This is a genomic window from Rhizobium sp. BK619 (genome assembly GCF_014195245.1).
Lineage (GTDB): Bacteria > Pseudomonadota > Alphaproteobacteria > Rhizobiales > Rhizobiaceae > Rhizobium > Rhizobium acidisoli.
Genome location: NZ_JACIBH010000007.1, coordinates 327,778 through 340,240, shown reverse-complemented (window position 1 = coordinate 340,240; position 12,463 = coordinate 327,778). Strand labels below are relative to the sequence as shown.

At 61.7% G+C, this 12,463-nt stretch carries 12 protein-coding genes; 10 read left to right on the top strand and 2 right to left on the bottom strand.

Going from position 1 to position 12,463, the window contains the following annotated elements:
- The first annotated feature begins 61 nt into the window (after window positions 1-61).
- The 8 genes from FHX14_RS15865 to FHX14_RS15830 all read left to right on the top strand — a co-directional run bounded on the left by FHX14_RS15865 (window position 62) and on the right by FHX14_RS15830 (window position 9,260).
- Entirely contained in the window at window positions 62-1,012 is a 951-nt protein-coding gene (locus tag FHX14_RS15865) for a sugar-binding transcriptional regulator (protein WP_003590141.1), read from the top strand.
- A 145-nt stretch (window positions 1,013-1,157) separates the two neighbouring features.
- Window positions 1,158-2,468, top strand: a complete 1,311-nt coding sequence (locus tag FHX14_RS15860; RefSeq protein ID WP_012559024.1) for a sugar ABC transporter substrate-binding protein — start codon at window positions 1,158-1,160, stop codon at window positions 2,466-2,468.
- Between the two features lie 137 nt (window positions 2,469-2,605).
- Window positions 2,606-3,478, top strand: coding sequence for a sugar ABC transporter permease (locus tag FHX14_RS15855; protein WP_003590143.1), 873 nt, complete (start codon window positions 2,606-2,608; stop codon window positions 3,476-3,478).
- A 1-nt stretch (window position 3,479) separates the two neighbouring features.
- Window positions 3,480-4,310, top strand: a complete 831-nt coding sequence (locus FHX14_RS15850) for a carbohydrate ABC transporter permease (protein ID WP_003590144.1) — start codon at window positions 3,480-3,482, stop codon at window positions 4,308-4,310.
- A 17-nt stretch (window positions 4,311-4,327) separates the two neighbouring features.
- The gene (locus FHX14_RS15845) at window positions 4,328-5,326 is read left to right on the top strand and encodes an ABC transporter ATP-binding protein (RefSeq protein ID WP_003590145.1); all 999 of its coding nucleotides are present in this window, start codon (window positions 4,328-4,330) and stop codon (window positions 5,324-5,326) included.
- An 82-nt stretch (window positions 5,327-5,408) separates the two neighbouring features.
- Window positions 5,409-6,890 (top strand): mannitol dehydrogenase family protein, encoded by a 1,482-nt coding sequence (locus FHX14_RS15840; protein WP_184377734.1) that lies wholly within the window; start codon window positions 5,409-5,411, stop codon window positions 6,888-6,890.
- Between the two features lie 97 nt (window positions 6,891-6,987).
- Complete coding sequence (locus FHX14_RS15835; protein ID WP_003590147.1) at window positions 6,988-7,677, top strand: HAD family hydrolase; 690 nt, start codon at window positions 6,988-6,990, stop codon at window positions 7,675-7,677.
- Window positions 7,677-9,260: an FGGY-family carbohydrate kinase gene (locus tag FHX14_RS15830; RefSeq protein ID WP_184377733.1), complete on the top strand. Its 1,584-nt coding sequence runs from the start codon at window positions 7,677-7,679 to the stop codon at window positions 9,258-9,260. Before FHX14_RS15835 ends, FHX14_RS15830 begins: the two co-directional genes overlap by 1 nt.
- Window positions 9,261-9,264: 4 nt before the next feature.
- Here the strand turns inward: FHX14_RS15830 and FHX14_RS15825 are convergent, their stop codons facing one another.
- Window positions 9,265-10,119, bottom strand: a complete 855-nt coding sequence (locus FHX14_RS15825; RefSeq protein WP_003590149.1) for a MurR/RpiR family transcriptional regulator — start codon at window positions 10,117-10,119, stop codon at window positions 9,265-9,267.
- A gap of 235 nt (window positions 10,120-10,354) precedes the next feature.
- On the opposite strand from FHX14_RS15825, the gene FHX14_RS15820 reads away from it, so the two are divergent.
- Window positions 10,355-11,068: a sulfate transporter family protein gene (locus FHX14_RS15820; RefSeq protein ID WP_184377732.1), complete on the top strand. Its 714-nt coding sequence runs from the start codon at window positions 10,355-10,357 to the stop codon at window positions 11,066-11,068.
- Window positions 11,069-11,097: 29 nt separating this feature from the next.
- Here FHX14_RS15820 and nth read toward each other — a convergent pair whose 3' ends face one another.
- Window positions 11,098-11,904: an endonuclease III gene (nth, locus tag FHX14_RS15815; protein WP_184377731.1), complete on the bottom strand. Its 807-nt coding sequence runs from the start codon at window positions 11,902-11,904 to the stop codon at window positions 11,098-11,100.
- Between nth and FHX14_RS15810 the strand changes: the two genes are divergently transcribed.
- Window positions 11,903-12,400 carry a DUF2244 domain-containing protein gene (locus tag FHX14_RS15810; protein WP_037073447.1) on the top strand — a complete coding sequence of 166 codons (498 nt, stop codon included), beginning with the start codon at window positions 11,903-11,905 and terminating at the stop codon, window positions 12,398-12,400. The two genes, nth and FHX14_RS15810, sit on opposite strands and share 2 nt — an antisense overlap.
- Window positions 12,401-12,463 lie beyond the last annotated feature (63 nt).

The window sequence follows — 12,463 nt, the reverse complement described above, 5'->3', positions numbered from 1 at the left end:
ATACAGTTTCAAATCATGTTCGGCGGCGGCACGCCGGCTCACTTTGCGTGGTAGGCATTCAATGGCAAAAAGATCCGAGACCGCGGCACGCCTCGACGATGCGGCACGTGCCGGCTGGCTCTATTACGTCGCCGGGCGCACGCAGGATGAAATCGCCGCCACGATGGGCATCTCGCGGCAATCGGCACAGCGGCTGGTATCGCTGGCGGTTGCCGAGCGTCTGATCAAGGTGCGGCTCGATCATCCGATCGCCGCCTGCCTGGAACTCGCCAGCCAGCTGCGGCGGAAATTCGGGCTGAAACATGTGGAAGTAGTGCCGAGCGATTCCGGATCGTCGGCGACCGTCGGCATTGCCGAGGCGGCCGCGGCCGAGATCGAACGATGGCTAAAACGGGCCGAGCCGATCGTGCTTGCCGTCGGTACCGGCCGTACGCTGAAGGCGGCCGTCGACCAGCTTCCGGCGATCGAATGTCCCAATCACCGCATCGTCTCGCTGACCGGCAATATCGCCCCGGACGGATCGGCCGCCTATTACAACGTCATTTTCAGCATGGCCGATGCGGTCAAGGCGCGGCACTATCCGATGCCGCTGCCGGTGCTCGTCACCTCGGCGGAAGAGCGGGAGCTGCTGCATGGCCAGCAGCTGGTGCGCTCGACGCTCGACATGAGCGCGCAGGCCGACGTCACCTTCGTCGGCATCGGCGAACTCGGCATCGACGGGCCGCTCTGCGTCGACGGTTTCCTCGAGAAGGACGAGATGATGGAGCTAATGCGCGGAGGTGCGGTCGGCGAGATCTGCGGCTGGATTTTCGACGTCGACGGCAGATTGCTCGACAACCCGATCAACGAGCGCGTCGCGTCGGCGCCGATCCCGTCCCGGGACGCATCGATGGTCATCGGTCTGGCCAAGGGCAAGCGCAAGTTCAAGGCGATCCGGGCCGCCGTTGTCGGGCAGCAAATCAATGGGCTGATTACCGACGAAGAGACGGCTGAGTTTTTGCTCAGGAATTGAGCAAAAAATACTTATTTTAAATCAATTGGATAGCTAGTTCCTTCGGCACCGCAGCAACGATTGCCGATTGACATTCTTTATCGTTTATTGAGTAATTGCCCATGAGCGAAGCGAATGCTCACACCCCATCTTCTGGGAGGAAGATATGACATTGAGAACTTTTCTGCTGGGCGCCTGCTCAGCACTGGCGTTTGCCGGCATGGCTTCGGCTGAGACGCTGACAATCGCAACCGTCAACAACGGCGACATGATCCGGATGCAAAAGCTGACGGATGATTTCAAGGCGAAGAATCCCGGCATCGACCTTGAATGGGTCACCCTCGAAGAGAACGTGCTGCGCCAGAAGGTCACGACCGACATCGCGACCAAGGGCGGCCAGTACGACGTTTTGACGATCGGCACTTACGAAGTTCCGATCTGGGCAAAGCAGGGCTGGCTGCTGCCGCTCGACAATCTCGGCGCCAATTATGACGTCGACGACCTGCTGCCGGCGATCCGCAGTGGCCTGACCGTGGACGGAAAGCTCTATGCTGCGCCGTTCTACGGCGAAAGCTCGATGGTCATGTATCGCAAGGACCTGTTTGACGCCGCCGGTCTGAAGATGCCCGACGCGCCGACCTGGGATTTCGTTGCCGACGCTGCCCGCAAGATCACCAACAAGGACAAGGAAATCTACGGCATCTGCCTGCGTGGGAAGGCCGGCTGGGGCGAGAACATGGCCTTCCTGACGGCCATGTCCAACTCCTTCGGCGCTCGCTGGTTCGATGAAAAGTGGAAGCCGCAGTTCGATCAGCCGGAGTGGAAGGACACGCTCGACTTCTACGTCAAGCTGATGAAGGATGCCGGCCCTCCGGGCGCTTCCTCCAACGGCTTCAACGAGAACCTGGCGCTGTTCCAGACCGGCAAGTGCGGCATGTGGATCGACGCAACGGTTGCCGCTTCCTTCGTCGCCGATCCGAAGCAGTCGCAGGTCGCCGACAAGGTCGGCTTTGCGCTCGCCCCGGACAAGGGCCTCGGCAAGCGCGGCAACTGGCTCTGGGCCTGGAGCCTCGCCGTCCCGGCAGGTACGCAGAAGGCGGAAGCTGCCGAGAAGTTCGTCGCCTGGGCGACGAGCAAGGAATACAGCAATCTCGTTGCTGAGAAGGAAGGCTGGCTGAACGCACCTCCGGGCACCCGCAAGTCGCTCTATGCGAATGCGGACTACCAGAAGGCGGCGTCGTTTGCCAAGATGACGCTCGACTCGATCGAGGCGGCCGATCCGACCAAGCCGACCGTCAAGCCGGTCCCCTATGTTGGCGTCCAGTTCGTGGCGATCCCGGAATTCCAGGGTATCGGTACGGCGGTGGGTCAGCAGTTCTCGGCAGCCCTTGCCGGCCAGATTTCGGTCGACCAGGCGTTGAAGAGCGCACAGCAGCTGGCGACGCGCGAAATGACCAAAGCCGGCTACATCAAATAAAACCTCCTGAGCAAGAGGCGGATTCTTGACGATCCGCCCCTCTGGGCCGCCGATTGCCCGAACTGCATCGGCGGCCTCTTTTTCAGACAAAGCTTTCCTGCGGCCGCTCCCCGCTTCAGATCAGATCGGTGATTGCCATGGCAACCTTGCATACCCGCTCCGCAGCGCGCCTGATGATTGCGCCCTCCGTGCTGCTCCTCTTTGCATGGATGATCGTCCCACTTGCGATGACGATCTATTTTTCGCTGCTGAACTACAATCTGCTCAGCCCGGGCATGGAGAGCTTCGTCGGCTTTCTGAACTACGAATATTTCCTGTCCGATCCTGCCTTCTTCGCGGCGCTGGTCAATACGCTGGTGCTCGTCGCCGGCGTTCTGTTGATCACCGTCATCGGCGGCATCGCCTTTGCGCTGCTGCTCGACCAGCCGATGTACGGCCAGGGTATCGTGCGCATCCTGGTAATTGCGCCGTTCTTCGTCATGCCGACGGTGGCCGCGCTGGTGTGGAAGAACATGTTCATGAACCCGGTCAACGGCCTGTTTGCGCATCTTGCCAAGGCGCTCGGCCTGCAGCCGATCGACTGGCTAGCGAATGCGCCGCTGTTCTCCGTCATTCTCATCGTCGCCTGGCAATGGCTGCCCTTTGCCACCCTCATCATGCTGACGGCGCTGCAGTCGCTTGACGAGGAGCAGAAGGAAGCCTCCGAAATGGATGGCGCCGGGCCGATCTCGAAATTCATCTACATCATCCTGCCGCATATGGCCCGCGCCATCACCGTGGTGATCCTGATCCAGACGATCTTCCTGCTTTCGGTCTTTGCCGAAATCCTCGTCACCACCAATGGCGGGCCGGGCACCGACAGCACCAACCTCACCTACCTCGTCTATGCCCAGGCGCTGCTGCAGTTCGATATCGGCGGCGCTTCGGCGGGCGGTATCGTCGCCGTTGTGCTTGCCAATATCGTCGCGATCTTCCTCGTCCGCCTCGTCGGCAAGAATCTGGAGGCTTGAGATGGCCAGAAAAGTCACAACCCGGCGCAAGGTCATCGTCACCGCGATCGCCTGGACGCTCGGCATCCTGATCTTCTTCCCGATCCTTTGGACCTTCCTGACCAGCTTCAAGTCGGAAGCCGACGCCATCGCCTCGCCGCCGCAGTTCCTGTTCTTCCACTGGACGACGGAGAACTACGCGGAGGTGCAGAGCCGGTCGAACTATCTCAGCCACTTCATGAACTCGGTGATCATTTCCTTCGGCTCGACGCTGATCGGCCTGATCATCGCGATCCCGGCCGCCTGGGCGATGGCGTTTTCGCCGACCAAGCGGACCAAGGACGTGCTGATGTGGATGCTGTCGACCAAGATGATGCCGCCGGTGGGCGCATTGATCCCGATCTATCTCTTGTTCCGCAATTCCGGCCTGCTCGACACGCGCACCGGCCTGGTGATCGTGCTGACGCTGATCAACCTGCCGATCATCGTCTGGATGCTCTACACCTACTTCAAGGAAATTCCCGGCGAGATCCTCGAAGCGGCTCGCATGGACGGCGCATCGCTGATGAAGGAGATCGTCTACGTGCTGACGCCGATGGCGGTGCCCGGCATCGCCTCGACGCTGCTTCTGAACATCATCCTTGCCTGGAACGAGGCGTTCTGGACCCTCAACCTCACCGCCTCCAAGGCGGCGCCGCTGACGGCCTTCATCGCTTCCTATTCCAGTCCGGAAGGCCTGTTCTACGCCAAACTCTCGGCGGCATCGACGATGGCGATCGCGCCGATCCTGATCCTTGGCTGGTTCAGCCAGAAACAACTTGTCCGCGGCCTGACCTTCGGCGCTGTGAAATAAGATAAAGGGAGACAAACATGGGCAGCATTACCCTTCAGAAGGTTTCCAAGGTCTTCGGCGAAGCCAAGGTCATCCCTTCGATTGATCTCGACATCAAGGACGGCGAGTTCGTCGTCTTCGTCGGCCCGTCGGGCTGCGGTAAGTCCACGCTGCTGCGATTGATCGCCGGCCTCGAGGATGTCTCCGGCGGCAAGATCGTCATCGACGGCCGCGACGCCACCGAAAAGGCGCCGTCGGAGCGCGGCCTTGCCATGGTGTTCCAGTCCTATGCGCTTTATCCGCATATGAGCGTGCGCAACAACATTGCCTTCCCGCTGAAGATGGCGGGGGTCGACAAGGCTGAGATCGACCGCAAGGTCTCGGATGCCGCCCGGGTGCTTAATCTCACCGACTATCTGGAGCGCAAGCCGCGCCAGCTTTCCGGCGGCCAGCGGCAGCGCGTTGCGATCGGCCGCGCCATCGTGCGCCAGCCTTCGGCCTTCCTGTTCGACGAACCGCTGTCGAACCTCGATGCGGCGCTGCGCGTCAACATGCGCCTCGAAATCAGCGAGCTGCACCAGCAGCTGAAGACGACGATGGTCTACGTCACCCACGACCAGGTCGAGGCGATGACCATGGCCGACAAGATCGTCGTCCTGAACAGAGGCAATATCGAGCAGGTCGGCTCGCCGCTGGAACTCTACAGCCGCCCGCGCAACCTTTTCGTCGCCGGTTTCATCGGCTCGCCGAAGATGAATTTCATCAAAGGCCAGAACGCCGCACAGCTCGGCGCCCATACGATCGGCATCCGCCCAGAACATATGCTGTTGTCGATGGAGAGCGGCGACTGGAAGGGCAGGGTCGTGGTCGCCGAGCATCTCGGCTCCGACACTTTCCTGCACATTGATGCCGACGGCATCGGCATGGTGACCGCGCGCGGCAGCGGCGATTTTGCCGCCAAGGCGGGCGATACGGTCTATCTGACGCCGGACCGTTCGCGTATTCACAAATTCAACGAGGGTGGTCTTGCCATCTGAGGCAGCTGCGGGCTGGGGGCAGGCATGCGAGCCGGGCGATGGCGCCCGGCCGTTTCGGCAAGACCTTCAAGAGGACTGAAACATGACGTGCAAACTATCGCTGGCAACGCTTTCCCTAGCGGCACGCACCGCCGCCGTCCCTGGATATGACAGGGCGTCGCTGAAAGCCGGCATCGTGCACTTCGGCGTCGGCAATTTCCACCGGGCCCATCAGGCGGTCTATCTCGACGACCTCTTCAACGCAGGCGCAGATCACGACTGGGCGATCGTCGGCGCCGGTGTGCTGCCGTCGGATGCCGCCATGCGCGAAAAGCTTGCGGCCCAGGATTTTCTGACGACGGTGGTCGAGCAGGACAACAACAAGACGGCGGCGCGCGTCACCGCGCCGATGATCGATATCCTGCCGGTCGGCGATCCCGCCGCGATCATCGCCAGGCTCGCCGATCCCGAAATCCGCATCGTCTCGATGACGATCACCGAGGGCGGTTATTTCATCGATGCATCGGGCACATTCAATCCGGCCCATCCGGCGATTGCCGCCGACGGAAACAGCCCCGACGCGCCGAAGACGGTCTTCGGCCTGATCGTCGCCGGCCTGAAGGCGCGCAAGGCGAAGGGGATCGGTCCTTTCACCGTCATGTCCTGCGACAACATCCCCCATAACGGCATCGTCACCGCCAATGCCGTGGTCGGCACGGCGGCCCTTTCGGATCCCGGCTTTGCCGAGTGGATCCGGGAAAACGTCGCCTTCCCGAATGCGATGGTCGACCGCATCACGCCGGCAACCGGCCAGCGCGAGATCGATTTCCTCAAGGACAATTTCGAGATCGAGGACAATTGGCCGGTCTATTGCGAGGAATTCAAGCAGTGGGTGCTCGAGGACAAGTTCACCGCCGGCCGGCCGGCGTTGGAAAAGGTCGGCGTCACCTTCGTGCCCGATGTCACGCCCTATGAGCATATGAAGATCCGCATCCTCAACGGCGGACATGCGGCGATCGCCTATCCGGCGGCGTTGATGGACATCCATTTCGTTCATGATTCCATGGAGGATCCGTTGATTCGCGCCTTCCTCGCCAAGCTCGAGAAAGACGAGATCATCCCGATCGTGCCGCCGGTGCCGAACACGTCGCTGACGGATTATTTCGCGCTGATCGAACATCGGCTGCTCAATCCGAAGATTGCCGACACCATTCCGCGGCTGGCTCAGGACGGCTCCAACCGCCAGCCGAAATTCATCCTGCCGTCGACGCTCGACAATCTCAGCCAGAGCCGGGATGTCGTCGGCCTCGCGTTGGTCTCGGCGCTCTGGTGCCGTTATTTCGCCGGCAAGACCGACAGCGGCAAGGATATCGTCTTCAACGACGCCAGCGCCGAGCGGCTGCATGCAGCAGCGCTGAAGGCAAAGGACGAACCGTCGGCCTTTCTCGCCTTCGACGATATTTTCGGCGAGGTGGCGAAATCCGAACTTTTCCGCAAGCGTTTCGCCCATGCTCTCAAAACTCTGTGGGAAAAGGGCACACGGGAGACGCTGCAGCTCTATCTCGACGGCAAGCTCGCAGTGTAGTGAATCCGGATGGCGGCATTCATTGCCGCCGTCCATCCGGCCTTGCGAGGAAGCGGGACGGTCGTGCGTCCGAAATTGAACTCAGGTTGGGTCCTCCATGGCTGATGCTGAACCGCAGCTGATCATCTTCGATTGCGACGGCGTGCTCGTCGACAGCGAGCCGATCTCGATCAGCGTGCTGGTCGCCGCGATGAACGATCTCGGCGTCTCGATCACCGAGGACCAGGCCTATGAGCGCTTTCTCGGCCGCAGCCTGTCGACGATGGTCGACACGCTGGACACCGAATTCAACGTCCATGCCGGCGAGGAATTTCTCGAGCGCATCCGCACCGATCTCTACGCCCGTTTTCGCACCGAATTGAAGCCGATCGACGGTATCGCCGCAGCGATCGATGGGCTCGGCGTTCGCTGCTGCGTCGCCTCCTCAAGCCAGATGGAGCGGATCCGGCTGTCGCTGTCCGTCACCGGGCTGCTCGGCAGGCTGCCCGACATCTTCAGCGCGACGATGGTCAAGCGCGGCAAACCGGCGCCCGATCTTTTCCTGCATGCGGCGCGCGAAATGCAGGTGGAGCCTGCGCATTGCATTGTCGTCGAGGACAGCCCGGCCGGCATTGCCGCCGCCAAGGCGGCGGGTATGACGGTCTTCGCCTTCACCGGGGGATCGCATGCCAACTTCGCCGGTTATCGCGCCGAACTCGACCGGCTTTCGCCGGAAGTGGTGTTTGACGCCATGCCTGAATTGATACACCTTGTCCGCAACCATAAGCTGGACGGGATCAAGATTTGATGCGGGATCATGTGGTTGCGGTGGATGTCGGCACCGGCAGTGCGCGGGCCGGGGTCTTCGATGCCCGTGGCCGCCTGCTCGCCAAGGCCGAACATCCGATCGTGATGAACCGGCCGCGCGAAAACCATGCCGAGCACGATTCCGAAGACATCTGGTCCGCCGCCTGCACGGCGGTGCGTAGCGCCATGGCGCAATCCGGCATCGCTGCAGCCTCGGTCGGTGCGATCGGCTTCGATGCCACCTGTTCGCTTGTCGTCCGCGACGTCGAGGGCCGACAGCTCAGCGTTTCCACCGGCGGCGAGAAGCGGTTCGACACGATCGTCTGGCTCGATCACCGGGCGCTGAAGGAAGCCGATTTCTGCACGGCGACGGAACACGCCGTGCTTGAACATTCCGGGCATGTCATGTCGCCCGAAATGGAGATGCCGAAGCTGATGTGGCTGAAGAAGAAGCTGCCCTCCACATGGGAAAAGGCCGGCTACTTCTTCGATCTCGCCGATTTCATGACGTGGAAATCGACCGGATCGGCTGCCCGGTCGCGCTGCACGCTGACGGCGAAGTGGAATTATCTCGCTCATCTCGAAAAGGGCTGGCAGCAGGATTTCCTGGAGCGGATCGGGCTTGAGGACCTTCAGGCGCGTGGCCAGCTGCCGGATGAGACCGTGCCGGTCGGCGGCAGCGTCGGCCGGCTGACGCCCGGTGCGGCAGAGGCGCTGGGGCTGACCACGGATTGCCATGTCTCGGCCGGGATGATCGACGCCTATGCCGGCGCGCTCGGCGCACTCGGCCAATATGCCGCCGATCCTGCAAAGCGCGAGCACCAGCTGGCGCTGATTGCCGGCACGTCGAGCTGTATTGTCACCTTCTCCAGGGAGCGCAAGCCGAGCCATGGCATTTGGGGGCCCTATTACGAGGCGGTCTTTCCACAATCCTGGCTGGTCGAGGCCGGCCAATCGGCGACCGGTGCGCTGCTCGACCACATCGTGCGCATGCATGCCGCCGGTGGCGCGCCGACGGCGGTGCTGCATCAGAAGATCGTCGCACGCATTGCCGAATTGCGGGCCGAGGAGGGCGATGCCTTCGGGGCGCGCATTTTCGTGCTGCCGGATTTCCACGGCAATCGCTCGCCGCTTGCCGATCCGCATGCTGTCGGCGTCGTCAGCGGGCTGAGCCTCGATACATCCTTCGATGGCCTCTGCACGCTTTACTGGCGCACTGCGGTGGCGATTGCGCTCGGCATCCGCCATATCCTGGAAATGATGAAGGAATACGGTTATGTGCCCGATACGCTGCATATTGCCGGCGGGCATGTGAAGAACCCGGTGCTGATGGAGCTCTACAGCGATGCCACCGGCTGCAAGGTCGTGGTGCCGAAGATGAACGAGGCGGTGCTGCTCGGCACGGCGATTGCCGCATCCGTCGCCTGCGGCTTGCACGGGGATTTGGCGGCGGCTGGCGAAGCGATGTATCCGGGCGGCGACGTACGGTTTCCCGACAAGGCGAAGCAGGCGCTCTACGACCGCGACTACCGCCGCCTTCTTGCCATGCACCGGCATCGCGCCGAGCTGGAAACGATGCAATAACGGTTCAGTGGTTGGCCGTCTCGCCAAGGACGGTGGCAAATTCCAGCATGCGGCGACGGCGAAGGGCCGCCTCTTCCCCGACTTCGAGGACCACGGATTCCGACAGGCAATCGAGCAGCGCGATCAGCGGCGGCAGATTGTCGAGATCGGGCGCGCGGGCGGGCGGCAAGGGCAGCATGACGTTCGACTGATCCGCCATCCAGTCCGCCTGCTGCGGTGAAATGAGCACGACCTTATAACCGTAGCGCCGCGCCGTCCTGGCAAGCAGCCGCGCCTTGGCGAAGCGGCGACAGTCGATGATGACGAGCAGTGCGTCGTCGACCGCCAGCCGGGCGAAGAGCTCGGCAAAACGATTGTCGGCACCGTCGAGCGTGCGCACGCCGTCACGGGCTTGCGTCAGCCGCTGGCAGAAATGATGGGCGAGGCTTGCAAGCCGGGCATGCGTGGCGATCGACACTTCGCGGGCAGTGCTGATCAGGCTGACGGCTTCGGACCAATGCGGCTGCGCCGTCAGATGGTAGATATGGTGGAGCGCCTGGATCTGTTCGGCAACCAGCACGGCGAGCGGTTTGCCCTCGGCGGCGTCCTGATGCAGCTCGCTCATGGCGCTTTGCAGTTGCGCCGGCGATGTCGTCACGGTTTCGCGAATCTCGACTTTGACACTGTCCAATCCCTGATAGCCGAGCGCGCGCAGGAAGCGCCCGACGGTCATCGGCGAGAGATCCAGCCTGTCGGCGACCGACGCAGCCGTCTCGAAAGGCAGGTCGTTCAGATGTTCGGTGAAATATTTCGCGATGCGGCGTTCGGCCGGAGTACCGTTTTTTGCGTATTGCCTGAGTTTTTGCACAAAGTCTTCCACATCAGCCTCCCCCGTTTTTCCTTAGAGGCGTTCCGCGGATGCGCTGTTGCGACCCCTTGTCTTTGCAACTATTTCGGAAGCTGCTTCTCAGGCCCATGCATATTCAGATACGTGACAATACTATATTAGCATTTAATTTTCGACAAGTTTTCTATTACCGCCTGCAATTTTATTCTCTCTTGTGGGTGGCATCAATCTTTCCTACATCTTCGGCGCAACCGGAGACAGCTGAGACATGATCCTTGACGCCGCTCGACAATCGCTGACCAATTTGTTCGCGCCGGAAACACGTTCGGTCTTCTGGAAAGTGCTCGGGCTGACGATTCTCGTGCTGGTCGGCCTCTGGTTCGCGCTGCGCGGGGCCTTCATGGCTTTCCTCTTTCCCTGGCTCACCAGCTTCTTTCCCGATGTGCCGGATTGGGCCGGGTGGCTCGCCCTGATTTTCGCAATCCTTGCCGGTATCGGACTTGCGCTGATGCTGGCGTTGCTGCTGTCGCCGGTCACGGCGCTGATCGCCGGCCTGTTCCTCGACGATGTCGCCGATGTCATCGAAAAACGCGATTATCCCAACGACGCGCCAGGCACCACCATGCCGATCGGCCCGGCGATGGCAAGCTCGGTCAAATTCCTCGGCGTGGTGATCCTCGGCAATATCGTCGCCTTGCTGCTGCTGTTCATCCCCGGCGTCAATCTGGTCGCCTTCTTTCTGGTGAACGGCTATCTGCTCGGACGGGAATTTTTCGAATTCGCCGCCATGCGCTTCCGTTCGCCTGAGGAGGCGCGGCTCTTCCGCGCCAAACACGCCTCCACCGTCTTTCTTGGCGGGCTGCTGATCGCGCTTTTTCTGGCGATCCCCTTCGTCAACCTCCTGACCCCGCTCTTCGCCGCCGGCATGATGGTGCATCTGCACAAGATGGTTTCCGCCCGCGACGCCGGTTTTCGGGTGTGAGGTTCAGCCGGGCAGGGCGGCGACCTGCTCTACTCGACGGCCTCGCCGATCACCTGCGGCGGTAATTCGACGAGCGGCGCCGGCACATCCCAACTCTTTTCCGGCGACTTGCAGAGATCGGCGATGACGCAGCGTTCACATTCGGGGCGGCGCGCCTTGCAGGTGTAGCGGCCGTGCAGGATCAGCCAGTGATGGGCATGGTAGAGGTAATGTTGCGGGATCACCTTCATCAGCCGCGCCTCGACCTCGTCGGGCGTCTTGCCGGGGGCAAGCTTGATGCGATTGGCGATGCGGAAGATATGCGTGTCGACGGCCATCGTCGCTTGGCCGAAGGCCATAGAGAGCACGACATTGGCGGTCTTGCGGCCGACGCCCGGCAGTTTCACCAGTTCGTCGCGCGTCTCCGGCACCTTGCCGGCGAAATCATCGACCAGCATCTGCGAGAGGGCGATGACGTTTTTGGCCTTGTTGCGATAGAGGCCGATCGTCCTGATGTAGTCGCGCAGCCGCTCCTCGCCGAGATCGAGCATCTTTTCCGGCGTATCGGCAACCTTGAAGAGGGCGCGGGTCGCCTTGTTGACGCCGACATCGGTCGCCTGCGCCGACAGTGCGACGGCGACGACCAGGGTGAAGGGATTGCTATGCTCGAGTTCGCCCCTCGGCTCCGGCCGCTGCACCGAGAAGCGGCGGAAGATCTCCTCGCGCTCGGCGAGCGAATAGGCGGTCTTCACCGCCGCCGCCGGTTTGCGGCGGGCGATCACATTCGAGTTTTGCGACGGTCTGGTCACGGATTTGAGTTTCGGATTCGCCATGGTGAATCTATACTCAGCAGCCATGATGGAAAGCAACGCCGACAGCCTCAACGAGCAGCCTGTTTTCGCTGCCGAGCTTTTCCCCCACCGATCGCTCGGCCGCCGGGGCTTCAGGGTGCTGCTGATCCTGTCCGGCGCCGTCTGCTTCCTCTATGGGATGTTCTTCATCGCGACCGGCGCCTGGCCGATCGGCTTTTTCTTCGGGCTGGATTTCGCACTGCTTTACGGCGCCTTCTGGCTGAACTACCGCTCCGGACGAGCGCGCGAGGAGATCACCGTGTCGCGCACCGACGTGTCGGTACGAAAGTTTGCGCCATCGGGGCGGATGGTGGAGCACCATTTCAATCCGTTCTGGACGCGCTTCCTCGTTCGCCGGCATCAGGAGATCGGCATTCTCTCGATGCAGATCTTCGGCGAGGGCCGGCGCACCGATATCGGCTCCTTCCTCAACCCCGACGATCGTGAAAGCTTCGCCAAAGCCTTCAAGGGGGCGCTCGCCACGGTCAAGCAGCGTATCTGAACTTAGCTCGCGGGTGTGCAAGAAACGGGTGGTTTGCGAGCAGCCTATTGATTATCTCCTTAT

Excerpts from the sequence above, each read along its gene's own strand:
- FHX14_RS15865 (WP_003590141.1), top strand. The coding sequence starts at position 62 with ATGGCAAAAAGATCCGAGACCGCGGCACGCCTCGACGATGCGGCACGT.
- FHX14_RS15860 (WP_012559024.1), top strand. The coding sequence starts at position 1,158 with ATGACATTGAGAACTTTTCTGCTGGGCGCCTGCTCAGCACTGGCGTTT.
- FHX14_RS15855 (WP_003590143.1), top strand. The coding sequence starts at position 2,606 with ATGGCAACCTTGCATACCCGCTCCGCAGCGCGCCTGATGATTGCGCCC.
- FHX14_RS15850 (WP_003590144.1), top strand. The coding sequence starts at position 3,480 with ATGGCCAGAAAAGTCACAACCCGGCGCAAGGTCATCGTCACCGCGATC.
- FHX14_RS15845 (WP_003590145.1), top strand. The coding sequence starts at position 4,328 with ATGGGCAGCATTACCCTTCAGAAGGTTTCCAAGGTCTTCGGCGAAGCC.
- FHX14_RS15840 (WP_184377734.1), top strand. The coding sequence starts at position 5,409 with ATGACGTGCAAACTATCGCTGGCAACGCTTTCCCTAGCGGCACGCACC.
- FHX14_RS15835 (WP_003590147.1), top strand. The coding sequence starts at position 6,988 with ATGGCTGATGCTGAACCGCAGCTGATCATCTTCGATTGCGACGGCGTG.
- FHX14_RS15830 (WP_184377733.1), top strand. The coding sequence starts at position 7,677 with ATGCGGGATCATGTGGTTGCGGTGGATGTCGGCACCGGCAGTGCGCGG.
- FHX14_RS15820 (WP_184377732.1), top strand. The coding sequence starts at position 10,355 with ATGATCCTTGACGCCGCTCGACAATCGCTGACCAATTTGTTCGCGCCG.
- FHX14_RS15810 (WP_037073447.1), top strand. The coding sequence starts at position 11,903 with ATGATGGAAAGCAACGCCGACAGCCTCAACGAGCAGCCTGTTTTCGCT.
- nth (WP_184377731.1), bottom strand. The coding sequence starts at position 11,904 with ATGGCTGCTGAGTATAGATTCACCATGGCGAATCCGAAACTCAAATCC.